Origin of the sequence: Brenneria populi (genome assembly GCF_036016195.1) — a bacterium.
Classification (GTDB): Bacteria; Pseudomonadota; Gammaproteobacteria; order Enterobacterales; family Enterobacteriaceae; genus Brenneria; species Brenneria populi.
This window is the reverse complement of record NZ_JAYWTM010000009.1, coordinates 68,461-94,276: the sequence shown is the minus strand read 5'-3', so window position 1 is coordinate 94,276 and position 25,816 is coordinate 68,461. Positions and strand designations below refer to the sequence as shown.

General features: G+C 58.0%; 21 protein-coding genes. 8 read left to right on the top strand and 13 right to left on the bottom strand.

The genetic code is table 11. From position 1 onward, the window contains the following. The first annotated feature begins 94 nt into the window (after window positions 1-94). A complete protein-coding gene (locus VSX58_RS12025; RefSeq protein WP_327618295.1) occupies window positions 95-613 on the top strand; it encodes a hypothetical protein in 519 nt (172 codons plus the stop codon). Between the two features lie 12 nt (window positions 614-625). Then, entirely contained in the window at window positions 626-1,249 is a 624-nt protein-coding gene (locus tag VSX58_RS12020; protein WP_327618294.1) for a hypothetical protein, read from the top strand. Window positions 1,250-1,385: 136 nt separating this feature from the next. Here the strand turns inward: VSX58_RS12020 and VSX58_RS12015 are convergent, their stop codons facing one another. The 7 genes from VSX58_RS12015 to VSX58_RS11985 form a co-directional block, all read right to left on the bottom strand. Continuing rightward, window positions 1,386-2,327, bottom strand: a complete 942-nt coding sequence (locus VSX58_RS12015) for an ABC transporter ATP-binding protein (RefSeq protein WP_327618293.1) — start codon at window positions 2,325-2,327, stop codon at window positions 1,386-1,388. Then, entirely contained in the window at window positions 2,320-3,306 is a 987-nt protein-coding gene (locus tag VSX58_RS12010; protein ID WP_327618292.1) for an ABC transporter ATP-binding protein, read from the bottom strand. The genes VSX58_RS12015 and VSX58_RS12010 overlap by 8 nt, the downstream gene beginning before the upstream one ends. Further along, on the bottom strand, window positions 3,306-4,199 hold the full coding sequence (gene ddpC / locus VSX58_RS12005) for a D,D-dipeptide ABC transporter permease (RefSeq protein ID WP_327618291.1): 894 nt from the start codon (window positions 4,197-4,199) through the stop codon (window positions 3,306-3,308). The genes VSX58_RS12010 and ddpC overlap by 1 nt, the downstream gene beginning before the upstream one ends. Beyond that, complete coding sequence (locus VSX58_RS12000; RefSeq protein ID WP_327615275.1) at window positions 4,196-5,218, bottom strand: ABC transporter permease; 1,023 nt, start codon at window positions 5,216-5,218, stop codon at window positions 4,196-4,198. Before VSX58_RS12000 ends, ddpC begins: the two co-directional genes overlap by 4 nt. Window positions 5,219-5,287: 69 nt before the next feature. Then, window positions 5,288-6,853 (bottom strand): ABC transporter substrate-binding protein, encoded by a 1,566-nt coding sequence (locus VSX58_RS11995; protein ID WP_327618290.1) that lies wholly within the window; start codon window positions 6,851-6,853, stop codon window positions 5,288-5,290. A 16-nt stretch (window positions 6,854-6,869) separates the two neighbouring features. Further along, window positions 6,870-7,457 (bottom strand): D-alanyl-D-alanine dipeptidase, encoded by a 588-nt coding sequence (gene ddpX, locus VSX58_RS11990; RefSeq protein ID WP_327618289.1) that lies wholly within the window; start codon window positions 7,455-7,457, stop codon window positions 6,870-6,872. 15 nt (window positions 7,458-7,472) lie between these two features. Beyond that, complete coding sequence (locus VSX58_RS11985) at window positions 7,473-8,339, bottom strand: MurR/RpiR family transcriptional regulator (RefSeq protein WP_327618288.1); 867 nt, start codon at window positions 8,337-8,339, stop codon at window positions 7,473-7,475. A 148-nt stretch (window positions 8,340-8,487) separates the two neighbouring features. Here VSX58_RS11985 and VSX58_RS11980 point away from each other — a divergent pair, with 148 nt between their 5' ends. After that, complete coding sequence (locus VSX58_RS11980) at window positions 8,488-8,733, top strand: type 2 periplasmic-binding domain-containing protein (protein WP_327618287.1); 246 nt, start codon at window positions 8,488-8,490, stop codon at window positions 8,731-8,733. Window positions 8,734-8,800: 67 nt separating this feature from the next. Here VSX58_RS11980 and ggt read toward each other — a convergent pair whose 3' ends face one another. The 5 genes from ggt to VSX58_RS11955 all read right to left on the bottom strand — a co-directional run bounded on the left by ggt (window position 8,801) and on the right by VSX58_RS11955 (window position 16,247). Continuing rightward, the gene (gene ggt / locus VSX58_RS11975; RefSeq protein ID WP_327618404.1) at window positions 8,801-10,567 is read right to left on the bottom strand and encodes a gamma-glutamyltransferase; all 1,767 of its coding nucleotides are present in this window, start codon (window positions 10,565-10,567) and stop codon (window positions 8,801-8,803) included. A 227-nt stretch (window positions 10,568-10,794) separates the two neighbouring features. Beyond that, window positions 10,795-11,706, bottom strand: a complete 912-nt coding sequence (locus VSX58_RS11970; RefSeq protein ID WP_327618286.1) for an EamA family transporter — start codon at window positions 11,704-11,706, stop codon at window positions 10,795-10,797. Between the two features lie 250 nt (window positions 11,707-11,956). Then, window positions 11,957-13,306 carry an MFS transporter gene (locus tag VSX58_RS11965; protein WP_327618285.1) on the bottom strand — a complete coding sequence of 450 codons (1,350 nt, stop codon included), beginning with the start codon at window positions 13,304-13,306 and terminating at the stop codon, window positions 11,957-11,959. A gap of 89 nt (window positions 13,307-13,395) precedes the next feature. Beyond that, window positions 13,396-14,703 (bottom strand): enolase C-terminal domain-like protein, encoded by a 1,308-nt coding sequence (locus VSX58_RS11960; protein ID WP_327618284.1) that lies wholly within the window; start codon window positions 14,701-14,703, stop codon window positions 13,396-13,398. 638 nt (window positions 14,704-15,341) lie between these two features. Continuing rightward, window positions 15,342-16,247: a GntR family transcriptional regulator gene (locus VSX58_RS11955; RefSeq protein WP_327618283.1), complete on the bottom strand. Its 906-nt coding sequence runs from the start codon at window positions 16,245-16,247 to the stop codon at window positions 15,342-15,344. A gap of 150 nt (window positions 16,248-16,397) precedes the next feature. Between VSX58_RS11955 and VSX58_RS11950 the strand changes: the two genes are divergently transcribed. The 3 genes from VSX58_RS11950 (at window position 16,398) to VSX58_RS11940 (ending at window position 20,438) form a co-directional block, all read left to right on the top strand. Then, on the top strand, window positions 16,398-17,420 hold the full coding sequence (locus VSX58_RS11950; protein ID WP_327618403.1) for a zinc-binding alcohol dehydrogenase family protein: 1,023 nt from the start codon (window positions 16,398-16,400) through the stop codon (window positions 17,418-17,420). 66 nt (window positions 17,421-17,486) lie between these two features. Continuing rightward, window positions 17,487-18,938, top strand: a complete 1,452-nt coding sequence (locus tag VSX58_RS11945; protein ID WP_327618282.1) for a tagaturonate reductase — start codon at window positions 17,487-17,489, stop codon at window positions 18,936-18,938. A gap of 9 nt (window positions 18,939-18,947) precedes the next feature. Next, window positions 18,948-20,438, top strand: coding sequence for a UxaA family hydrolase (locus tag VSX58_RS11940; RefSeq protein WP_327618281.1), 1,491 nt, complete (start codon window positions 18,948-18,950; stop codon window positions 20,436-20,438). A 152-nt stretch (window positions 20,439-20,590) separates the two neighbouring features. On the opposite strand, the gene VSX58_RS11935 is transcribed toward VSX58_RS11940, so the two are convergent. Next, window positions 20,591-20,743 carry a hypothetical protein gene (locus tag VSX58_RS11935; protein WP_327618280.1) on the bottom strand — a complete coding sequence of 51 codons (153 nt, stop codon included), beginning with the start codon at window positions 20,741-20,743 and terminating at the stop codon, window positions 20,591-20,593. A 62-nt stretch (window positions 20,744-20,805) separates the two neighbouring features. On the opposite strand from VSX58_RS11935, the gene katG reads away from it, so the two are divergent. Continuing rightward, a complete protein-coding gene (katG, locus tag VSX58_RS11930) occupies window positions 20,806-22,992 on the top strand; it encodes a catalase/peroxidase HPI (RefSeq protein WP_327618279.1) in 2,187 nt (728 codons plus the stop codon). A 525-nt stretch (window positions 22,993-23,517) separates the two neighbouring features. After that, the gene (locus tag VSX58_RS11925; protein WP_327618278.1) at window positions 23,518-25,734 is read left to right on the top strand and encodes a TonB-dependent siderophore receptor; all 2,217 of its coding nucleotides are present in this window, start codon (window positions 23,518-23,520) and stop codon (window positions 25,732-25,734) included. Window positions 25,735-25,816: the final 82 nt, after the last annotated feature.

Below are 25,816 nucleotides of genomic sequence, written 5' to 3'. Positions count from 1 at the left end.
CGGCGACTCCTCAGCAAAGAGCGATAATCAGGCAGAGTATCGTTGAAAAGTCTAATGGCATAATTAATCTTTCATCAATCAGGTTTAAAACAGAATGAGAAATATAGGGCTTAGTGGCGGAGATCTGTTAGTAGAACTCGGTACAAGAAACGATTTTGTACTTTTTTTTGAATGCATCAAAGGGGTTACTGCATGGAAATTCCCAGATAGAGATTGGAGCCTTCTGCTTGATAGACTTTACAGAAGATATTTATGTCAGAAGGATATTTCTGTTGCTAGAGAACAGATGGAACACATACGAAAAATTTTCGCTACCTTACCAAGCGCCTCAATTCAATGGGATTCCGACATGATGGATGATCCAGAACGAAGCAAGCTTAATATTAATAAACCTAGGTTATCAGACGTATTTTCTCGTTACTTTGATGCATTCATAGAATGTGCTGAATCAGCAGAAATAAATTATAGTATGTTTAAGTCTCACCCAGGCTATGAATATGAAGCAGTAAAAATCGTAATATCTGATCTACCTTGGTTTATCGAAGATAAAAATAGGCCTTTAGAACAGTATGATGCTTTAGGTCCCAACGATCCCCCCTTCTGGCTGCGTTAAAATGCAGATAAAGTGATAGAATTACAGCCTGAGACCTTTAAGTTTACAGGACACTGGCTGTTTTTTTATCACTCAAACAAGAAAAACTACTCGGCTAATTCGGGGGAGTATTGTCATTTTGTCATAGCGATCTCGCTTTCGTTGGTTGATTTGAAAACAAGGTGGGCGCTAAATCAAGGACAGATCGCTATAACGGCTTCCACAACAGAGGAGCATTTTTTATGTCATTTTTTGATGAGATCATTAATTAAGTCGGGAAGAGGGAAAATGCGCGTAGAAAGAATTAATTACAAAGAAATTAAATCCTCTTTTCTAGATGGATGCTACACATATTGCCAACATAAAATAAATAACATCAACTTACATGGTTCAATATGGACTAATAACGAATCCGAGCAGGCGTATGCCTATGAGCTATTCGATAACGCCTATGATCTCCCTATTGAAAATCTAATGCTTGAAGTCGTCACGCTAGTCCTTATAGCAGGCAGGGGGCCGGAGCAGGCGGAAAACTATCATCGCGTTCGTATCGCAGGGATCTTGTCAGAGAATAAACTCGATGAGCTTATTGCTGATATCAGTGAAGAGGAACGTAAGGATCTTATTTACGACATGTCTTTATTAAAACTGATTTGATCCATTTTCCTTATATGCTCCGGCAAAGCCCAACTCTCCGTTGGGCTTGATGCATACGCCCTTCAGCCGGAAGCGGCGACGGCGTTCAGAATAACGCCGCCGCCCTCCGATCCGGTCTCCCCGGTCGGATAAAAAACTATTCTGCGCGCCAGCAGCGAACCTCTATGCCCTGCGACGCCGCGCGCATCGGCTGCTTTTGTTCGCACCCGGCCGTCGCCTGCGGGCAGCGTTCGCGAAAAAAGCAGCCCTGCGGCAAGACGCGGTTGCCCGGCAGTTCGCCTTTTCGATCCTCAATCTCGCCGTCCAGCGAGCTCTCCACGCGCGGCACGGAATCAAGCAGCAGCCGGGTATAGGGATGCCGCGGCGCGCCGAGCACCTGGCGGGCGTCGCCCAGTTCGACAATTTGCCCGAGATACATCACCGCCACCCGATCGCTCATATGACGCACCACCGACACGTTGTGTGAAATCAGCACATAGGTCAGTTGACGTTGCCGCTGTAGCGTCACCAGCAGGTTGAGGATTTGCGCCTGAACGGAAATATCCAGCGCCGACGTCGGCTCATCAAGCACGATGATATCGGGCTGTGATGAGAGCGCGCGGGCGATGGAGATGCGCTGCCGCTGTCCCCCGGAAAAAGCATGGGGCAGCCGATCCAGATATTCCGGGCGAATGCCGACCAGCTCGGCCAGTTCCACCGCCAGCGCGCGCCGTTCGCGTTCGCTATTGTGTTTCTGCAGCCACACCGGTTCGGTGATGATGCGCCACACGGGTAAGCGCGGATCCAGCGAGGAAAGCGGATCTTGAAACACCATTTGCATACCGCTGCCCAGCCATGAGTTCGGACTGCGGGCGCGAAAACAGTCGCCGGCGGCGGGCGCCAGCATCCCCATCAGCAGCTGGGCGAGGGTGCTTTTACCACAGCCGGATTCGCCGACGATGCCCAGCGTTTCGCCGCGGACGATGCGTAAATCCAGACCATTCAACGCATGCACCTGTTCGATCACTTTTCCGCGCCAGTTTTTACGCGCGGGGAAATTGACGTGCACATCCTGTAATTCAAGCAACACCTCAGACATATTCCGCCTCCAGCTGCGGGTGCCAGCAGGCGGCGAGTCGGCCGCCGGCGCCGCAAGACGTTAATTCGGGCCGTTGCCGGCAGCGCTCGTCCGCGGCGAAGCAGCGTTCGCAGAAGGCGCAGCCGGCCGGCAGGGACGCCAGGTTAGGCACCGTGCCCGGAATCGCGGGCAGCGCGGCGCGGGGTTCCGACGCTTCCGGCGCGCAGCGCAACAGACCGATGGTGTAAGGATGGACGGGGCGTCCGATCACCTCCCGCGTCACGCCGCTCTCTATCACCCGGCCGGCGTACATCACATACAGCCGATCGCAAAGCTGGGACACCACCGCCATATCGTGGCTGATAAACAGTACCGAGGTGCCGCTGGCGCGCGCTTTCTGCTGCAACAGACGCAGCACCTGCCGCTGTACGGTGACATCCAGCGCCGTGGTCGGTTCATCGGCGATAATCAGCGCCGGATCGCAGGAGAAAGCCAGCGCGATCACCACCCGCTGCCGCATGCCTCCGGATAGCTCAAAGGGGTAGCGCTCCATCACCCGCGCCGCATCGGAAATCTGCATATCGTTCAGCAGGCCGACGGCCTTGGCCCGCGCCGCTTCGCGGGAAAGCGGCCGGTGCTGGCGGATGACGTCGGTCATCTGCCGTCCGATGCGGCGCGTCGGGTTCAGCGCGGTCATCGGCTCTTGAAAAATCATCGCCACTTTCGCCCCGCGCAGCCGCCGCATCTGTTTCTCATCGGCGTTGAGCACATCCTGACCCAGCAGGGTAAGGCCGCCGCCGCGGATGCGATAGCTGTCGGGCGGCAGCAAACGCATCGCCAGCATGGCGGTCACCGATTTGCCGGAGCCCGACTCCCCCACCACGCCGACGATTTCTCCGCGTTTCACGTGCAGGGAGACCGCGTTGAGCGCGCGAACTTCGCCGTTATAAATGGGGAAGCTCAACTGCAAATTATCGATATTCAGAACAGCGTCATGCATTAGTGTCGTCCTCCGCTTTTCGGATCGAGCAGGTCGCGCAGACCGTCGCCAAAGAGGTTGAAACCGACGGCGGTAATCAGAATCGCCAAACCGGGAAAAGTGCAATACCACCACTGGTCGAGCACATAGTTGCGCCCATTGGCCACCATCGCGCCCCATTCCGCCGTCGGCTGCTGGGCGCCGAGGCCGATAAACCCCAGCGTCGCGGCCATCAATATGGCGGTGCCGATATCCAGCGAGGCCTGCACGATCAGCGGCGGCAGCGCATTGCGCAGCACGTGCCAGCTAATCAGGTGCCAACGGGCGGCGCCAAAGATTCTGGCCGCCTGAACATAGGCGAGCTGGCGCACCACCAGCGTTTGCCCGCGCGACAGACGCACATAAAAAGGCACGCGGACGATGGCGATGGCCAACATCGCATTAAACAGGCTCGGCCCCAGCGCCGCCGCCAGCGCCATGGTCAGCACCAGGGAAGGAATCGACAGCATGATATCCATCGCGCGCATAATCAAGGCGTCGGCCCAGCCTCCCAAAATGCCGGAGAAGCAGCCCAGCAGCGAGCCGATAACCCCGGAAAACAGCACCACCGCCAGCCCGGCGGCCACCGATTGCCGGCTGCCGACCAGTACGCGGCTGAACAGATCGCGCCCGACTTCGTCGGTGCCGAACCAGTGCTGCGCCGAGGGCGGCTGCAAACGCCCCGCCAGATCGATGGCGTTCGGATCCATCGGCGTCAGCCAGGGGGAGAAGATCATCAGCGACAGCATGATAAGCATGATGACGCCGCCTATCAGCGTCAGCGGACTGCTTCTCAGCAGCCAGAAACGTTTTCCCCAGCGTTGCCGGCGCTCGCTCTTAGCCGGCGCGGCCGTCGTTCCATGGGTTAGCATCATTCGGCCCCTCCGCGCGCGATGCGGGGATCGATCAACAAATAGAGAAGATCCACCGCCAGGTTAACGACCACATACGCCAGCGAAACTACCACCGCAAAGCCCATTACCGCGGGGAAATCGAGCGCCTGGATCGAAGAGACCACATAGGCGCCCATGCCCGGCCAGGAAAAGACGGTTTCGGTCAGCACCGCGCCATACAGCAAATCGCCCAAGGCCAGCCCCAGCACGGTGACCGAGGGGATCAGCGCGTTAGGCAGCGCATAGCAAAGAATGACGCGCCACGCAGGCAATCCGCTGGCGCGCGCGGTGCGAATATAATCTTCGCTCAGCTGCTCCAGCATGGCGGAGCGAATTTGCCGCGCCACGATGCCCAGATGCACAAAGGCCAGCGTCAGCGCAGGCAAAATCAGATGCAGCAGACTATTGAAAAACGCCTCCGCGTCTCCCGCCAATAGCGCGTCGAGGGTATAAAATCCGGTGACACGCGCCGGCGGATCGAGCCAGTCATCCAGACGACCGCCGCCCGGCAGCAGATTTAGCTGCCCGTAGAACAGCACGATCGCCCCCAATCCCAGCCAGAATGCGGGGGTCGAGATACCGGTGAGCGCCAGTAAGCGCACCAGATGATCGAGCCAGCGATTGCGGTACACCGCGGAAAGCACGCCAAGCGGCGCCCCCAGCGCCAGCGCCAGCAGCAGAGCGAAAAAGGCCAGCTCCAGCGTGGCGGGAAAGAAGGCGCGCAGGTCGTCGAGCACCGGGCGCCCGGTGCGGATGGAAGTGCCCAGATCCCCGTGCAGCAACTCGCCGACATAACGGACGAACTGCGCATACAGCGGCAGATCCAACCCCAGCTGCTGGCGAATATGCCGCACCATCTCGTCGCTGGCGCGATCGCCCGCCAGCAGACGGGCCGGATCGCCGGGGATCAGATGGGAAATAATAAAGGTGATGACGCACACCCCCGCCACCACCAGAACTAGCCCCCAACAGCGCTGGCGTAAAATGCTCCAGAAGGTCATGTTTAAAGCCCCCAGTCAAAGAACAGGGCCGGCCGCGGCCCTGAAAAAAAGCACGGCTTATCTTCTTATTTACTCTTTGCTCATCGCCGCCACGTTAAACACCTGTTCCAGCATCGGGTTGTAAACAAAGCCTTTTACCGCTTTGTTCATCGCCACCTGATAATTCTTCTGGAACAGATAGACGTAGGCGGCCTCGTCGATAACGATCTTCTGCGCCGCCTGATAATCTTTGGCGCGTTGCGCCTGATCCGCGGTCGCCACGGCTTTCTTCAACAGCTCGTCGACGGTTTTGTTGTCGTAGAAGGCGCGGTTGCCCGGCAGGCCCTTCTTATCGGACTCGAACCAGTAGTTCATAAACATGTAGGGATCGGCGAAGTCGGGGCTCCAGTTGCCGATGGCGATATCGTAATCCCCTTTTCCGACGCGATCGCGCATGGTGGCGTTAGCCAGCTTTTCCAGCTTGACGTTAATCCCCAGAGTCTTGAGGCTCGCCTGCGTGGAGATGGCGATCGGCTCCCAGTTGGGGTCGCTGTCTGAATAGAGGAACGTCAGGCCGGCGGGCTTATCCGCCACTTTGTCATAGGCGGCGCGCGCTTTTTCCGCATCGAGTCCGTACTGCATGGCCTGCGCATCGTAGCCCCACAGCCCGTCGGGAATCGGGCCGCGCATCTGTTTGCCGTTGCCGCCGAGGATGCCGTTCACCATGCCCTGATAGTCGGTCGACCAGGAGATGGCGCGCCGCAAATCGACCTGGTTTAACGGCGCCTTGCCGTTATTCAGATAGAGATAGGTCACGCGCAGCGAGGGGTATTCGTCAACGGCCACTTTCCCCTCCTTTTTCAGCGCCGCCATCTGATCGACGGGCAGCGACTCGGCGATATCAATATCGCCGCAGGCAAGCTGGAGGCGGCGGGACGCGCTCTCGCCGATAATCTTGATGGAGACGCGCTTAAAGGCGGGTTTGGCGCCGGCGTAATGCGGATTGGGAACCAGAACCAGCTGCTGCCCTTTCTGCCAGCGCTGCAGCATGTAAGGCCCGGAACCCGCCGTATTTCCGGCCAGCCAGCCCTTGGCGTCATCGGCGGCGTGCTCTTTCATCACCGCCGGATTAATAATCGCGGCGCCGTCGTTGGCCAGCGTGTAGAGAAAGGGGGCGAAAGGGGTGCTCAGCGTAAAACGCACCGTCAGCGGATCGACGATCTCGACCTTTAAATCTTTCGGATAGGCTTCCGACGGCCCCTGTCCGATTCTCAGCAAACGCTCGAACGAGAATTTCACCGCGTCGGCGGTAACCGGCGCGCCGTCGGCGAACCTGGCGCCGCCCTTCAGCTTAAAGGTCCAGACTCTCTGGTCGTCGGAGGTTTGCCACCCCTCGGCCAAATCGCCCTCCACCTCGGTGGAGCCTTTTCCCGCCGCGGTTTTATACTGCACCAGGCGCTGATAGGCCGGATAGGTGACCGTCCAGTCGTTATTATCAATGGTGACCGCCGGATCGAGGGTTTGCGGATCGGCGGCCTTGCCAATCACCAGCATATCCTTCGGCACCGCCGCCAGAGCCGGCGTCGTACTCATGGCGATGGCGACGGCGATCAGCGCCGGCCGAAACAGCGAAACAGCAGTGTGAGTCATCTTCATGGCAGTGCTCCTGGCTTCAAAGTGTGTTGGATATCGTTGTCTTTTGCGGCGCGATACAGCTAAAACGGTCGCTTAACAGCGGGTAGCGCGTGGAGTTGGGCAGTTCAAAATGCCACCACTCGCTGCTGATGCCGACAAAGCCGCCGGCAAACATAATGGCGTTCAGCAATAGGCGATTACGCTGCGCCGCAGGCGGTACGTCGGGGTGATAGGGGTGAGAGCGTTCATTCATCTCATCAAAGCCGGTGCCCATATCCATAATCCGGCCGTCGGCGTCGATCAGGGTGACGTCAACCGCGGTGCCGCGGCTGTGGTTGGAACCCAGCGAAACCTCCATCACATAGCGCGGGTCCGGGCAGGCCAGCCACAGATACTCCTGCGCTTTCTGCGGACGATAAGCGTCGTAAATCAGCAGCGTGACATCCGCCAGCGCGGAGATTTCCACGCAGCGCTTCAGCGCGTCGGCGGCGTCGGGATGGAGTAAACAGCGGTTTTCTCCGTAAATGGTCTGGCCGGTAATATTATCCGTCGTTGCGTATTTCATATCGATGCCCACCTGCGGCATTGAAGAACAAATATCAACTAATTCAATATCTTGAATCATATAAACAGACCTTGTTTAACGTTCAAATTGTCCGAACTCCTGCTGCAGCCGGCGGTTCAGCGCCAGACGATCCGCCAGGCGTTCGCCAAGATGCTCCACCACGGCCGAAAGCAGCAGATTGAACAGACAGCTCAGCGGCGCCAGCGAGTCCCAGAAATGGCCGGTATCGGTGTGAACCTGTAATAGATCCATCGGATAATCGCGCGCCCACGGACACCAAATATCCGTCACCAGCGCCAGCGGCAGGTTGCGTTCGCTGGCGGCGCGGCAGTACTGGCGGGCCACCGCGGAGTAGGCGCGGGTATCGGTCACCACCAGATAGGGACGGGCAAACTCCGAGTTGAGCGATTCCACCCAGGTGCCGGATAGCCCGTCGACATAGCTGACGCGCGGGCGCAGATACTCCAGGTGGCTAAAAAACGCGTTGGCGATGCCGCGCGTGGATTGAATCCCCAGCACAAACACCGCCTCCGCCTCCGCAAGCTGTTGGCTCACGCGCGCGAAGGCGTCGCTGCGGGCCAGCTGATAAACCTTGGCGATGGCATCCAGCTCAAGCTGCAGCGACTGGGAAAGACGCTCCGGCAACGCGCGCTGTTGTTGCCATGAATCCAGACGGTCGGTCACGCCCCAGGGCTGGTAGGGAATATCCGGCGCGGAGCGCAGGCAGCTTTTGGCATCTTCCAGATTGCGGAAGCCCAGCTTGCGTAAATAACGGCCGACGGTAATGCCGCTGGTTCCCGTCGCCTTGGCGATGCTATCCGCGGTCTCAAACGGAATCTGATCGGTATGCGTAAGCAGCCAGGCGGCGATACGCTTGCCGCTTGGGGTTTGCCGGCTAAAAGTTGCTTCGATTTTTGCGACTAATTGCGTTTTTTCCGCCATTTTCCGCCCCGATGTTATTTTTCTGTCACTGACAAAAATAATGTTATGAAAATAACAATGCAGGGGGCGTGCCAGTTTTTATCCGCGGCGAAAAGGGCCATTTTGCAGGGAGAGAGGGAGAATAAGGTAAGGGAAAAGCGCAAAGATCGTGCGTCGGCGATCGATTACGGTGCAACTCGATAGCCGACCGAGCATTGACGCCGATTGTAAATCTTTATCCATCGGGAAACGGGCCGGGCTGGCGCGGGGGGATCTGGTGCGCATATTGCCGGGCGATGAAACGCCTTCACGCCCGATGCACCTGCTGTTTCATGGCGATCGCCATCTGTCGCCGCGTCTGCGCTCTTTTGTCGATTTTATCGTGCGGGAATTCAGCCATCACTCACAGGCGTAACCGGTAACTGATAGCGCTCCCCAGCGCCGGGCGGCGTTGCCGGGGAGCGCTCATTTTCACTCCCGCATCAATAACCGATAGCGGCGCCCGCCGGACGACGGATGTCGTTGGCGCCGTACAGGTAGCCTTCGCGCACTTTACCGGATACGGCGGAGTCGTTGCCGGAGCTGGCGGCCGCCACGCCGGCGGCGCCGGGCAAGCCGACCATAATCAGCTCCGCCGCCCCCCAGGGCGTCTGTTCGACCATCTTATAGCCGCGCTGTTTCAGCAACGCCAGGGTATCCGCCGACAGCCCGCGCTGTTCGTAGTAAACCTCGTCCGGCAGCCACTGATGATGGATGCGCGGCGCATCCACCGCTTCCTGCGGCGCCATGCCGTGATCGATGACGTTCAGCGCCGTTTGCAGCGTGATGGTGATAATGCGCGAGCCGCCCGGCGAGCCCAGCACCATAAAGACTTTTCCGTCCTTGGTCACCAGCGACGGGCTCATGGATGAGAGCGGACGCTTGCCGGGGGCGATGGCGTTACGTTCGCCCTGCACCAGTCCGTACAGGTTTTTCTCCCCCACTTTGGCGGTGAAGTCATCCATTTCATCATTGAGGAAAAAGCCGGTGCCCGGCGCAATCACCACCGCGCCGAAGCGGCCATTCACCGTATAGGTGGTGGAAACGGCGTTGCCCTGCTTATCGATAATCGAGTAGTGGGTGGTTTCCGGCTTCTCATGCGGACCGAACCCTGGCTGCACCTGCTGCGACGGCGTGGCGTTTTGCGGCGCGATTTGACTGCGGATTTCGGCGGCGTAGTCTTTACTAAGCAGTCGATTCAATGGGTTATGAACGAACTCCGGATCGCCGAGATAGGTGTTGCGATCCATATAGGCATGCCGCATCGCTTCCGTCAGCACATGCACGGAGGCCGCGGAGTTGAAGCCCATCGCTTTGATATCGTAGCCTTCGACGATATTCAAAATTTCGCACAGGGTTACCCCGCCGGAGCTGGGCGGCGGCGAGGAAACGAATTTATAGCCGCGATAATCACAGGTGACGGGCGCCGTTTCGGTAACGCGATAATCGGCAAAATCGGCGGCCGTTAAAATGCCGCCGCCCTGTTTCGCCGCCTGCTCCACCGCCTGCGGAATCCGGCCCTTATAGAAAGCGTCCGGGCCGTTATCGGCAATCGCCTGCAGGGTCTGCGCCAAATCGCGCTGCACCAGCCTGTCGCCGGGCTGCAGCGGGCTGCCGTCCGCACGCAGGAAGATGCGGGCCGCCTCAGGATCCTCCTTGAAACGCTTGACGGTGGTATCCAGAATATCGGTATCCGCCCGGGTGAGCTCAAAGCCGTAACGCGCCAGCTTGATAGCGGGCGCCATCACCTGTTCGCGGCTCAGCTTGCCGTACTTTTTCTGCGCCGTATCCAGTCCCAGCACCGTGCCGGGCACGCCGGCGGCCAGATAGCCGTACAGGCTGGCGCCTTTTTTCACGTTGCCTTGCGCGTCAAGATACATACCGGCGCTGGCGGCGGCGGGCGCGGTTTCGCGAAAGTTGATAAAGGTGTCGGTACCGTCCGCCAGATGGATAGTCATAAATCCGCCGCCGCCGATATTGCCGCAGCAGGGGTTAACCACCGCCTGGGCATACCCGACGGCGACCGCGGCATCGATGGCGTTGCCGCCCATTTTCATGATATCGACCCCGATCTGCGAAGCCAGATATTGCGAACTGACCACCATACCGTTGCGCGCCTCCACCGCCGGGGCGGAGGCGGCCTGCGCGGCGGCGCCGACCAGTAACGCCGCCGCGGTCAAAGACGCGAGCCATTTTCCTTTTGTTATCATCATTTCCGTAACCCTTTTGATTTTATTTGCCAAGCGTGGCTGTGCCGTTGCAAAGTTCACGCCACAAATACGCCGACGAGACATGCGCGCCGGGCCGCGCGGGTAATCGTAAAAGCGTAGAAAATAAACGGGGAATAGCAAAAAAAGAGGGCGTTTCTATCGGGCCGCACGGTAAAAGCGCCCCGTTGCAGGGCAGAAGCGCGGCTAAACCGCCCCAGACGGCGACGCTAGGCCTGCCGCGCCAGGCGCAATGCCCGCAGGCGAGCGCCAAACATATTGATTAACAGCCCAAGCATAATCAGCAGGGTGCCCGCTATCTGCAATAGCGAAAGGGATTCGTCGAGAAACAGCGCGGCGCTGATTAACCCGACCACCGGCACCAGCAGCGAGAGCGGCGCCACACGCCAGGTTTCGTAACGCGCCAGCAGATCGCCCCAAATGCCGTAGCCGACAATGGTCGCGGCAAAAGCCAGATAAAGCAGCGACAGACAGGTAGAGAGCTGAATATTCGCCAGGCTGGAAACAATTCGCGCTTCGCCTTCGAACAGCCACGAACAGGCGAAAAACGGCGCGATGGGAACCAGCGCGCTCCACACCACCAGCGACATAATCTTTACGCCGCCGCTTTGGCTCATGATCACCTTGTTGCTGATGTTGCCGAACGCCCACGACAGCGCCCCGGCCAGCGTAAGCAACAGCGTGGTCAGCGTCATGCCGGCGGCGGTCTGCGTGTCCGTGCGCCCTACGGCCAACACCGCTATCCCCGCCGCGGCCACCAGCATGCCGAGGATATGGTTCCAGCGAAGTTTTTCCGCCAGCAGCGCCGCGCCGATCAGCAGCGTAAAAAACGCCTGCGCCTGCAGCACCAGCGAAGCGATGCCGGCGGGCATGCCCAACTTGATGGCGCAGAACAGAAAGGCGAACTGGCCGAAACTGATGGTCATGCCGTAGGCCAGCAGCCAGCGTAAAGGGATGCGGGGAGCCGGCACCAGGAAAACGGCCGGCAGCGCCACCAGAGAGAAACGCAGCCCGGCGAGCAGGAAAGGCGGCATACCTTGCAGACCGACCTTAATCGCCACGAAATTCACGCCCCACAAAATCACAACGCAAAGAGCAAGCAGCCTATCTTTTACCACCATGATGATTCCCTTATTAAACCACGGAAAGATCGTCGCCGCGCCGCCGGCGATCGCCTCCGGATAAAGACCCGCATGGATAACAAGGCTACATGCAACATATCAAAACGAATATACACAGATCGGCGTTATTTAGGGTACGACAGGCGCCGTCAATCCCCGGCGGCAGCGTCAAAAAAAGCACCTCGCCATCGGCTGAGGTGCTTTCCCCGGTATTGGTGCAATAAATATTATTGGTGTGGCTATCAGGCCATCACGCCTTTTGCGTACGGCTTAATGCCACTTTATCGTCGCGCTCTTCCTGTTTGCCGATTCCCAGACGGTACACCGCCAGGATCATCAACGCCCCGACAAAGGCGATGCCGCCCAGCAGATAGAGGCCGGCGACGTCGCTATTGAACGCGGATTCGGCCCAGACGCGAATGTTCGGCGCGACAAAGCCGCCCAGATTCGCCAGCGAGTTAATCAAAGCGATGCCCGACGCCGCCGCCGCGCCCCCCAGGTAGCCGGTGGGGAAGGTCCAGAAGATGGGCTGAACGGCCAGCAAACCGGCGCAGCCGATACATAGCGCGATAAAGGCGACCATCGGCGTGCCGGCCAGCAGGCCCGACCCCGCGACCCCGGCCGCGCCGGCCGCCAGCGTCAATGAAGCCACCCAGCGCCGTTCGCGGATAATCGTCGATAAATGAGGAATGTAGTAGGCCGCCAGCAGCGCGCATAGCCAGGGAATCCCGGTAACCACGCCGACCCAGAACCCGACTTTCGTCCCCATAATGTGGGCGACCTGGGTCGGCAGGAAGAAGGCGATGCCGTACGAGCCGACCTGAATCGTAAAGGCGATCAGACACAGGAAGATCACTTTCGGGTCAAGCAGCGCCTGCAAAATGCCTTTCGGACCGTGGCTCACCTTTTCACGCTCTTCCGCGGCCATCGTTTCGCACAACACCGCGCGCTCCTGCGGCGTCAGCCAAGCGCAGCGTTCATCGGACGGGCGGTCATCCAGATAAAAATAGGCCCAGATCCCCACCAGAATGGTGAGCAGACCGGTAACCAGGAACATGATTTGCCAGCCGTGCAGGCCGAAAGCGCCATGCATCGCCAATAAACCGCCGGATAAGGGGCCGCCTAAAATAAACGCCAACGGCGGTCCGAACCAGAAGAAGCCGGCGACCTTCGCCCGCACCGTAATGGGGAACCAGAACGTCAGGTAGAGCATCACGCCCGGCATAAAGCCGGCTTCGCATGCGCCTAACAGAAAGCGCAGGACATAGAAGGTCAGCTCCGAATCGGCGAACATCATCAGCGCGGAAATCGCGCCCCAGGTCACCATAATACGGGCAAGCCAAATACGGGCGCCGTATTTAAACATATAAATATTACTCGGCACTTCAAATATGGCATAACCGATAAAGAATATACCGGCGCCGAATGCGTATGCCGCGGTGCTTAATCCGGTATCGATTTGAAACGTCTCTTTGGCAAAACCGATATTCGCTCTATCGAGATAGGCGAGAATATACATTAACGCCAGAAAAGGTAATAACCGTCTCACGGACTTCTTTATTGCCACCGATAATATTTCTTTTTTATCGTACGGTAACATTGGCCCACTCCTCTATCATTTTCATAATGGTAGAATATAACCATCGCATTAAATGCAACCTGTTGTTATAACGATGGTTAATATGATTTTCAGCTGCGCCACTCCGTACCTTTCGGGTACTCGAATTGCGCTACAGAGGCTTCTTTCATGGTTACGCCGTAGCCCGGCATTTTGGGCGGCATATAGTGGCCGCGTTTAATATTGATGGGCTCCAGAAAGTTTTCGTGCAAATGGTCGACATATTCCAGAACACGTTTATCCAGCGACGCCGATACGGCGATATAATCAAATAAAACGATATTCTGTGAATATTGGCAGAGGCCGACTCCGCCGCCATGCGGACAGACCGGAATATTGTATTTCGCCGCCATTAAAATTACGGCCAATACCTCATTCAATCCCCCAAGCCGCGCGGGGTCCAGTTGGCAAAAATCGAGACTGCCGGCCTGGAACATCTGTTTAAACATCACGCGATTGTGGGCGTGTTCGCCGGTGGCGACGCCGATCGGGGCGATGCGCCGGCGAATCGCCGCGTGGCCTAAAATGTCGTCCGGGCTGGTAGGCTCTTCAATCCACCAGGGATCGAACTTCGCCAAACGGCGCATATTTTCCACCGCCTGATCGACGCTCCAGATCTGGTTCGCGTCCATCATCAGCTTATAATCCCAGCCCAGCTCTTCGCGCAAAATGGTGGCCCGGCGAATATCCTGCTCAATATCCGCCCCCACCTTCTGCTTCAGGTGGGTCCAGCCATCGGCAACCGCCTGACGCGCCAGCATACGCATTTTCTCTTCGGAATAGCCCAGCCATCCCGCGGCCGTGGTATAGCCGGGGAAGCCGTCGCGCAGCATCTCCTCTTCGCGCCGCGCCTTGGTTGTCGACGCCTTGCGCAACAGCGTGATCGCCTCTTCGGGAGTCAGCACATCGGTGAGATAGCTGAAATCGACGCAGTTGACCAGCTCTTCCGGCGACATATCCACCAGCAGTTTCCAGACCGGTTTGCCCTCTTTCTTGGCCCACAGATCCCACATGGCATTGATAATTGCCGCGGTCGCGAGATGTATCACCCCTTTTTCCGGGCCGACCCAGCGCAGCTGGCAATCGCCCGCCACCAGCTCATGCCAGTAGCTGCCGAAGTTGGCGGTAATATCTTCCAGATAGCGATCCTGGACAAACAAACGGGACAGCGATTTCACCGCCTCCACGCACAGCTCGTTTCCTCGTCCGATGGTGAAGGTCAGACCGTTGCCGACCAGCCCGTCATCCGAGTCGGTTCGCAAGGTCACATAGGTGGCGGAGTAGTCCGAAACGGCGTTCATGGCATCGGAGCCATCAAGATTTCTTGAGGTAGGGAAGCGGATATCTTTAACTTCAATTTCAATTATTTTTCTTTTCATTTTATTCCTCGGCTCGAAAACCAATAAATTTCAGGCTGCCAATACATCAATGATTCTCATATCGACCCCGACCCTATCCGGGCCATTAATCGATATTTGCCACTGATCTCATTTAGTTTTAATGGCGCTATCCATAACGACGCATTTATCAGAGACGCTAACTCTTCGGTCAGGAATTTACTCATTTACGGCGTAACGATTTATTTCACGATAAATAATAAATCGCCGTAATGCTTCTCTCTCTTTTTATAAAAATAACGCTGCGCCACGAATTAAAATGGTTAAAAACGTTTACCATGACGACCGATTTGTTAATTCGATAACGCTCAGGCTAAAACTTTTTCACCTATTCCGTTGTTAATTTTCACCTCATTGCGCAAACACAATCCGGTGCGTTTGAGAATAGAGGGATAATTATCAGCATCGCGCCTTTTTGTCGCAGATTCGTGCAGCGTTTAATATTTTGCTGTTTTTAATCGGCTTTTAATCGGCTTTTTATCGGTTTTTTTGCCCGGCGGAGTCTTTACGCATGGACGGGCTGGATAAAATTATCGATACATATCAATGCATTAGTAACAAATAGTTCGTCATATCCAGCATAAGGCGCCGGCGGCATAAAAAGCGCCGCGACGCGCCGGCTAGTCGGCATACTGACTGATGGAGTGCAGCATAGACTGCTTGGCGCTATCCAGATGCTGGCGCATTTCGCGCATCGCATTGAGGTCGTTGCGGCAGATCAACGCGCTCAGTATCGCCATATGCTCATCGGTGGCAATAATGTTCCTCTGTTTCAAATCTCTTTCATCCCATTGATAATGAAAGTGAAAAATTACCGATATAATCTCAAGAGACTGGTTGAAAAACGGATTGTTCGCCGCCGATAGGATTAACTTATGAAAGGCCTGATCAAGCTGGGAGAACGTGCGGTAGTTATCGCCGATGGTTTCACGCAATTGACGGTGCCGGCCGAGCAGCTCTTTGGCCTGTAGCCAGCGTTCATCATCCGGCGGCAAATTCATAAACTTATTCAGCGCGTGAGTCTCAAGCATCTCTCTGAGTTCAAACAGCTTTTCCGCATACTCCTTATCGAATTTTTTCATGCGCCACTGGCCGCGGCGTATGCTCTCTATCAGGTTATAGCGGCAAAAACGCAGTAAAAATTCGCGCACCACTATCGGGCTGACCATCGCTTCCCGCGCCAGCTGCAATTCGGAAAAACTGTCGCCCGCGCGTAATTTTCGCTGATTAATCATATGGAAAAAGGCGCGTTCAAATACGCGGGTCTGCTCTTCGAGCGGCTGGCTGACGCTGTCGAAGCCGTCATCCTCCGTGGGATCGCGAATGATAAGATAATTGCCGCCCACTTTTTCCAATACCCCCTGCCGATGCAAATAGCTCAGGGTATGGTTCACCGTGGTGCGGCTGACGTTATACATTTCCGCCAGGGCCGCCTGCGAAGGAAGCGGCGAGCGGATATGTCCTTTACTGATGCCGTCGATCATCTGATTGATCACGTTATGACGAAGATTTTGCGTGCGGCTCATTATGGCTCCTTTGGCTTTTTATTCATTTAAAACTAATTTAAAGCTGAATATTAAGCGGCGACTCACAAATAATTTCTAAGGCATAGCCCGAAACCGTTTTTTTATTTAATAAAAGAATCCACCCTTCACGAGGATTTTTTTATGAAAAATATAAATACCATGAAAACGCTGGTTTGCGAGGAACCGACAAAACTGGTTTATCAACAGCGGAAACAGCCGATACCTAAAGATGACGAGGCGTTAATCAAGATTTTAAACGTCGGTATTTGCGGTACGGATATTCATGCCTGGGGCGGCAATCAGCCTTTTTTCAGTTATCCGCGCGTCTTAGGTCATGAAATTTGCGGCGAAGTGATCGCGCTGGGAAATAACGTGCACAATATGCATGCCGGTCAACGGGTTGCCGTTATTCCCTATGTCGCCTGCCACCGGTGCCGCTCCTGCCTGAGCGGCAAAACCAACTGCTGTGAAAATATTTCGGTCATCGGGGTACATCAGGACGGCGGATTCTGCGAATACCTCACGGTTCCGGTACAGAATTTACTGATCGTCGATGACGTCGATCCGGTATCCGCCGCGCTGATCGAACCTTTCGCCATCAGCGCCCACGCCGTGCGCCGCGCCGCCGTTCAACCCGACGAACAGGTGCTGGTGGTCGGCGCCGGGCCGATCGGCCTGGGGGTGGCGGCCATCGCCAAGGCCGACGGCGCGCAGGTGGTCATGGCCGACACCAGCGCCGAACGCCGCCGCCATGTGGCAGAGAAACTGGAGATCGCCACCCTGGACCCCGCGGCAGAAGCATTCGAACGGCAGCTGCGTGAGGCGTTCTCGGGCGCGCTGCCGCTAAAGGTCATCGACGCCACCGGCAACCAGCATGCGATGAATAACAGCGTTAACCTCATCCGCCACGGCGGCAGCATCGTCTTTGTCGGCTTGTTCAAAGGCGATCTCAGCTTTGCCGATCCGGACTTCCACAAAAAAGAGACCACGATGATGGGCAGCCGCAACGCCACCGAGGAGGACTTCGCCAAAGTCGGCCGCTTAATGGCGGCGGGAAAACTCTCCGCGGACATGATGCTCACGCATCGCTTTGATTTTCATACGCTGGCCGAAGTGTATGAAACGGACGTGGTGAAGAACAGGGCGCTCATCAAGGGCGTGATTCAGTTCTGAATCATGGCGACCCCATCATCTCTCGGGACGCCATCCCGATAACGCTTTTCACTTAAGGATATCGCTATGTTAACGCTGAATCGTCACGATTTTCCCGGCCGCCGCCATCCCGAAAAAATCATCCAATTCGGCGAGGGAAACTTTCTGCGCGCGTTCGTCGATTGGCAATTGGATTTGCTCAATGAGCACACCGCCCTCAATGCCGGCGTGGTGATCGTCCGGCCGATCGACAGCGACGCGCCCCCTTCGCTGAACGCCCAGGATGGACTCTATACCACGATTATTCGCGGCCTAAACCCGCATGGCGACAGCGTCAGCGAGGCGCGGATTATTCGCTCGGTCAACCGGGAAATTAATGTTTATCAGCAGTTTGAGGAGTATTTAGCGCTGGCGCGCAATCCGGAGATGCGCTGGGTGTTTTCCAACACCACCGAAGCCGGGATCGGCTATCTGGAGCAGGACGGCTTCGATGACGCGCCCCCGGCCAGCTTCCCCGCCAAACTGACCCGTCTGCTCTATGAGCGTTTCAGGCATTTCGACGGCGCGGCGGACAAGGGGTGGGTGATACTGCCCTGCGAACTGATCGACTATAACGGCGAAGCGCTGCAAACGCTGGTGCTGCGCTACGCCCGGCAGTGGCGGCTGGGAGAGGCGTTCGTACATTGGCTGAGCGCGCACAATACGTTTTGCTCTACGCTGGTCGATAGAATCGTCACCGGCTACCCGCGCGATGAGGCGGCGGCGCTGGAGCGGCGGCTGGGCTACCGCGATGCGTTTCTTGATACCGCCGAACATTTCTATCTGTTTGTTATTCAGGGGCCGCAGTGGCTGGCGCGAGCGCTGCATCTGGATGATTACCCGCTGAACATTCGAATTGTCGACGACATCAAACCGTATAAGGAACGCAAGGTGGCGATTTTGAACGGCGCCCATACCGCGCTGGTTCCGGTGGCGTTTCTGGCCGGATTGAATACCGTGGGCGAAGCGATGGACGACGCGCAAATCAGCCGGCTTGTCGAACAGGCGATCGCGCAGGAGATCGTCCCGGTGCTTGATCTGCCGCCGGAAGAGCTGCGCGACTTCGCCCTGGCGGTGCTGAGCCGGTTCCGCAACCCGTTTATCCAACACCAGCTGCTCGCCATCGCCCTTAACGGCATGACCAAATTCCGCACCCGAATTTTGCCGCAGCTGCTGGCTTATCAGCGCAGGAACCATCGGCTGCCGCCGCGTCTGACCTTCGCCCTCGCCGCGCTATTGATGTTTTATCGCGGCAAACGCCGGGACGAGAGCTACCCCTTACAGGACGACGCCCGCTGGCTCGATCGCTTCGCCGCCCTCTGGCAGGCGGTCGATGCCGGCGCCGCCACGCTCGGCGACCTGGCGCAAAGCGTGCTGGCCGACCGCGAACACTGGGGCGCGGATCTGAATACGGTTCCACAGCTGACGGAAACCGTCGCCCGCCGGCTGCAGGATATCCAAACTCAGGGGATGCGCGCTGCTTTGGCCGCTTGTCGTTAAGGTGCTCCCATGCAAGATATGATAAAAATACATCCGCTGGACAATGTCGGCGTCGCACTGCGCGACCTCGCCGGCGGCGAACGGGTCGAGGTTGAGGGCCGCACGCTCATCCTGGCGTCGCCGGTGGCCCGCGGGCATAAATGCGCCCTGATCCCGCTACAGGCCGGACAGCACATCATGAAATACGGTTTGCCTATCGGCCATGCCCTGAGCGCGATCGCGGCCGGCGAACATATCCATACGCACAACGCCAAAACCAATCTGAGCGATCTGGATAGCTATACCTACCGGCCGCAGCCCGGCGTACTGCCGGCGCCGTTGCCGGATCGGCCGATACGGCTGTATCGCCGAGCCGGCGGCGCGGTGGGCATTCGCAATGAGCTGTGGATCGTCCCGACCGTGGGCTGCGTCAACGGCATCGCCCGGCAAATCCAGCAGCGCTTTTTACGCGCCCACCCCGAGACCGCGGGAATCGACGGCGTCTATCTGTTTAGCCACCCGTTCGGCTGTTCGCAGCTCGGCGACGACCACGACAACACCCGAACCATGCTGCAGAATATGGTTCACCATCCGCATGCCGGCGCGGTACTGGTGATCGGCCTGGGCTGCGAAAACAACCAGGTGGACGCCTTTCGCAACACGCTGGGGGATGTCGATCCTCAGCGGGTGCGATTCATGGTGTGTCAGCAGCAGGACGACGAGGTGTCGGTCGGTCTGGCGCTGTTACAGTCGTTATACCAGGCGATGCGGCAGGACCGGCGCGAGCCTGGCTGGCTGAGCGAGTTAAAGTTCGGTTTGGAGTGCGGCGGTTCCGACGGATTGTCCGGTATTACCGCCAACCCGTTGCTGGGACGCTTTTCCGACTATGCGATCGGCAACGGGGGCACCTCGGTATTGACCGAAGTGCCCGAGATGTTCGGCGCGGAGCGGATCTTAATGAGCCGCTGCCGCGACGCGGAGACATTCGACAAAACCGTCAGCATGGTGAACGATTTCAAGCAATACTTCATCGACCACCATCAGCCCATCTATGAGAACCCCTCGCCGGGAAACAAGGCCGGAGGCATCACCACGCTTGAGGAAAAGTCGCTGGGCTGTACCCAGAAGGCCGGGCAGAGTCAGGTGGTTGATGTATTAAAATACGCCGAACGGCTAAAAACCGCCGGATTGAACCTGTTAAGCGCTCCCGGCAACGACGCCGTCGCCACCAGCGCATTAGCGGGCGCCGGCTGCCATATGGTGCTATTCAGTACCGGACGGGGCACGCCCTACGGCGGCTTCGTGCCGACGGTCAAGCTGGCCACCAACAGCGAGCTGGCGGCGAGAAAACCGCATTGGATAGACTTTGACGCCGGCCGGCTGATCCACGGCGTCGATATGGATACGCTGTTGCAGGAGTTCGTCGATCTGATCGTAGCGATTGCCAACGGCAAACCCGCATGCAACGAAGTGAATGACTTTCGCGAACTGGCGATCTTTAAAAGCGGCGTCACGTTATAAAGGCGGCCCGCCGCATCTTCAACCTTCGCGCACCACATTCAGCGCCGCTTCGGGCGGCGCCGTTCGCGCTTCCCGCCGCCCCGGGCCGTTTAGATAGCCCCCTCCTATTGCAATGTTAATTGTATTCGATTTTATCTATAACCAGACAAACTCTAAGATGAATCCAGCGTTAACCGAAGCGCCCCACGGACGACGTCGGTCAACGCAGCCAGACCGCCGCAACCGGCGCCGCAGACGACGGCCGCGCGGAAACGGCGGACGGCATTACCGAACCGCGTCAGTAAAAGCATTGTCGTGCCCATCATCTGGAATCCGGCAGCCCGACGAGACCGGATAGCCGATTACTCAGAACAAGGTAGAGGATATTATGTCAACTGAAGCAAAGTGCCCATTTTCACACGACGCCGCCGGTAAACACGGCCTCGCCGGCGGCGGCACCACCAACCGCGACTGGTGGCCGAATCAACTGCGCGTCGATCTGCTGAGTCAGCACTCATCTCGCTCGAATCCCCTCGACCCGACATTCAACTATCGCGAAGCCTTCAAGAAGCTGGATTATCAGGCGCTGAAGAACGATCTGCGCAAGCTGATGACGGATTCGCAAGATTGGTGGCCCGCCGACTTCGGCCACTACGGACCGCAATTTATCCGCATGGCGTGGCACAGCGCCGGCACCTACCGCGCCGCCGACGGCCGCGGCGGCGGCGGGCGCGGTCAGCAGCGTTTCGCCCCGCTGAACGCCTGGCCGGACAACGTCAATATCGACAAATCCCGCCGCCTGCTGTGGCCGATCAAGCAAAAATACGGCCAGGCGATCTCCTGGGCCGACCTGTTTATCCTGACCGGCAACGTGGCGCTGGAAACCATGGGGTTCCGCACCTTCGGTTTCGGCGGAGGGCGCGCAGACACCTGGGAGCCGGATCTGGACGTCAACTGGGGTTCCGAAACCACCTGGGCCTCCCACCGGCCGGCCGATAAGCTCGACGCGAATCTCGGCGCCACCGAGATGGGCCTGATCTATGTCAACCCGGAAGGCCCGAACGCCAGCGGCGATGCGGCGGCGGCGGCCCACGCCATCCGCGTGACGTTCGCGCGCATGGGGATGAACGACGAGGAAACCGTCGCGCTGATCGGCGGCGGCCACACCTTCGGCAAAACCCACGGCGCGGCGCCGGAGTCGCATAAAGGGGCGGACCCCGAAGCCGCCGGCCTGGAGGCGCAGGGGCTTGGCTGGGCCAGCGATTACGGCGCCGGCCACGGCGGCGACGCCATCGGCAGCGGCCTGGAGGTCGTCTGGACGCAGACGCCGGCGCAGTGGAGCAACTACTTTTTCGAAAACCTGTTCAAATATGAGTGGGTCCAGACCCGCAGCCCGGCCGGCCTGATCCAGTGGGAGGCTAAGGACGCCGAGGAGATCATTCCCGACCCGCACGACCCGTCGAGAAAGCGCAAGCCGACCATGCTGACCACCGACCTGTCGCTGCGCGTCGATCCGATCTACGAGAAAATTTCACGCCGATTCCTGGAGAACCCGCAGGCGTTCGCCGAAGCGTTCGCCCGCGCCTGGTTCAAGCTGACCCACCGCGACATGGGGCCGCGCTCGCGCTACCTCGGCCCGGAAGTTCCGCGGGAAGAGCTGATTTGGCAAGATCCGCTGCCCGCCGTCAATCATCCGCTGATTGACGAGGCGGACGCCGCGACGCTTAAGGCCAAAGTGCTGGAAGCGGGTTTGAGCGTCTCCGAACTGGTTGGCACCGCCTGGGCTTCGGCCTCCACCTTCCGCGGCGGCGATAAGCGCGGCGGCGCCGACGGCGCGCGCATCCGCCTGGCGCCGCAAAAAGACTGGGAAGTCAACCAGCCCGAACAGTTGGCCAAAGTGCTGGGCGCGTTGGAAGCCATCCGACGCGAGTTCAATCAGGAAGCGAGCGGCGGTAAGCAGGTGTCTCTGGCGGATCTGATCGTGCTGGCGGGCAACGCCGGGATCGAACAGGCGGCGCAGGCGGCCGGCCAGAAGGTGACGGTCCCCTTTACGCCGGGCCGCACCGATGCTTCTCAAGAGCAGACCGACGTCGATTCCTTCTCCAAGCTGGAACCGGCCGCGGACGGCTTTCGCAACTACGAGATGGCCGGACTGGCGACGCCGGCCGAGGTGGCGCTGATCGACAAGGCGCAGTTGCTGACGCTGAGCGCGCCGGAACTGACCGTGCTGATAGGCGGCCTGCGCGCCATCAACATCAATGCCGACGGCTCCGCCAACGGCGTCTTTACGCGGCGGCCGGGCACGCTGACCAACGACTTCTTCGTCAACCTGCTGGATATGCGCACCGCGTGGAAAGCCGTTGCGGACGGCGCCGGCCTCTATGAAGGACGCGACCGCGACAGCGGAGAAGTGAAGTGGACCGCAACGCGCGCCGACCTGGTGTTCGGCTCCAACGCGCAGCTGCGCGCCCTGGCGGAAGTGTACGCCAGCGCCGACGCCCAGGCGAAGTTCGTGCAGGATTTCGTCGCCGCGTGGAACAAAGTGATGATGCTGGATCGCTTTGACCTGGCGTAATCGCGCAGGCCGAAACACCCGCCCCTACCGACCGGCGCAATGCGCCGGTCGGTTTTTTGCCGTCAAATTCTCGTAGTCCATCATACGTCGGGACAACGCGCGTTCCCCCGGCCGGGTTCGAATCCTATTTCACCCGCGTTACCGTTACTCCCCCAAAGGCGCGCTTAGCGTCTCTCTGGCGGTGTCGCTGATGCCGATCGGCATAAAATACGAATGAAAATTATTTACATAAAGATTCAATGGATAGTATACTCCGGCTCATTAGCCTGCAAATAAATACAATTCTAATTTTTTCATGTAGATAGTAGATACCTGTCATCTACGCGGTTGCAGGTTCGCGGCGATATTTTCTCTTACGGCAGACGGATATGTTCTGAATAACCGAATCTGACCAGGTCATGCGGCCTTCGCTGAAGGCGATATCGACTTTTCTTTCGCCATGCCGCCGATTAGGGCGACTCATCGACGCTCCGAACCAACAACGTCAACAACCTAAATCTATCTCTTTGAATTTTCGGAGTACATATGCGTTGCAGGGTACTTGCCTATAACCAAGCCATGACCAGATTTTCACTGCTGTTGCCGTCTATGTTCATCTTTACCGCCGGATTTGCCCCCCACTCGGCGCATGCCCAAGCGGCATCGGAGAGCGACTATGCGGCTCCGGCCGATCCGTTGGATGCCGACGGCAAAAAAACCGCCGCCGACCCGACGGGGCGCGACACGATAGTGGTCGAGGCCAACGCCGCTGGCGATGATAACGCCACGACCGTCGCCAGAGACAGTCGCGCCGCTACGAAGCTGAATACGCCTCTTATCAAGACCGACCGTTCCGTGTCCGTTATCACCAGGCGGGAGATGGAACAGCGCGGCGTTCAGGACACCGTCGAAGCCGTCCGCTATTCCGCCGGCGTAACGACGGGCCCCTATGGTTTTGATCCCCGTTTCGATCAGATCTACATCCGCGGCTACAGCGCGACGACAATGGGCGACTACAAAGACGGCCTGCGACAACCTTATCTGAACTACGGCATGTTCCGGACGGATCCCTATTCGCTGGAGCGTACGGAAATCGTTAAAGGGCCGGTTTCGGTACTCTATGGCGCCGGAACGCCGGCGGGCATCGTGAATAAAGTTTCGAAATTTGCCGACGGCAGCCGTATTCGCGAAGCGGGGATACTTTACGGTACCAAAAACCGTAAGCAGTTCGCCTTCGATGTGGCCGACACGCTGAGCGACAGCGGCGATCTATCCTATCGTCTCGTCGGTCTGGCGCGGGAGGGCGAAACGAATTTCGACATCGCCGATAATCGCTATTTTCTCCAGCCGTCGCTGACCTGGACACCATCCGATCGGACCAGCCTCACGGTATACAGCCTGGTTCAAAACAGCGAATCCGATGCATCGGTCAGCGCAATCACCGATGCAAGCGGCCAGGTGCGACCTTTTAGGTCCAGCGATCCGGAATACGACCACCAGAAGACCCGCCAGCAACAGGTCGGGTATGAGTTTGAACACAACTTCAACAACCTGGTGACCTTCCGGCAGAACCTGCGCTATTCGCACCTCAATTTGCACGGCCAGTATTTGAGCGTAAGCCACTGGACCGGAACGGTCGCTCACCGCTATCCGTGGGAGATCCGCGACGAATTGGATGTTTTCCAGGTGGACACGCAGTTGGAATGGGCGTTCGATACTGGCGCGCTTTCCCATACGCTGTTGACCGGCTTCGACTACACGGACATCGACTCCTCCGTCGCGTATGGATACGGCGCCGTCGATTCCGCCTTCGACTTCGACATCGCCAACCCGAGTTACGGCGTGTCCGGCCCGACAGGGGGATATGGCTACTATCAGAGCAATGCGGATTTGCGGCAGAGCGGGCTTTACGCCATGGATCAGATCGCGCTCGGCAATTGGCATTTCACGCTTGGCGGACGCCACACCTGGGTCGAACAGAGCCGTACCGGCCTCTATCCGAGCAGCGGCGTTCCCATCGACGAAAGTCTGAAAAAAGACGCCTTCACCACGCAGGCCGGCCTGCTTTACGCCTTCGACAATGGTTTCTCGCCATTCGCCAACTATGCGACCTCGTTCGAGCCGGTGGCTAACCGCTCGGCATCGGGGGATATTCTGGCGCCAACCAAAGGCGAGCAGTTCGAACTGGGGATGAAATACCAGCCTCCCGGCTCGAACATCCTGCTGTCGGCCACAACTTACCATCTCGTGGAGAAGAACAAGCCGGTTCTGGTCGATGCGACGGCGCTGACCTATCGTGCGCTCGGCGAGGTAACGAACAAAGGCGTCGAGCTGGAAGCCCGCGCCGATATCGCCGACGGCTGGGACATTATTACCGCTTACACCTACGCTCACTCCCGGATTACGGCCGGAGACGATGACGGAAATTCGCCCGCCGTCACCCCTGAACACGCCGCCAGCCTCTGGGTGAACCATACCTTCGCCGCCAGCGGCTTAATACCGGGCCTGTCGGCCGGCGCGGGCCTGCGGTATACCGGCTCGAATTATACCAGTACGGCCAACACGACCAAGAATGACGCCGCTTATTATCTTGACGCTACGCTCAGCTATAATTTCGGTGCCATCGTCAAAAAATATGATGGGCTGACGGTCTCCCTCAGCGCGCGCAATATTGCCGATCATCGCGACACCGTCTGCAATGAAGGCTACTGCTATTTGGGACAAGAGAGGAATATCACCGCGTCCCTAAAATATCGCTGGTGACCCAAGCAAAGCGGATGCGGCCTTATCATGACCTTTTTGCGCCGCCAATCGCCGCGGGTTTGCCGGATGGACTATGCCGTCC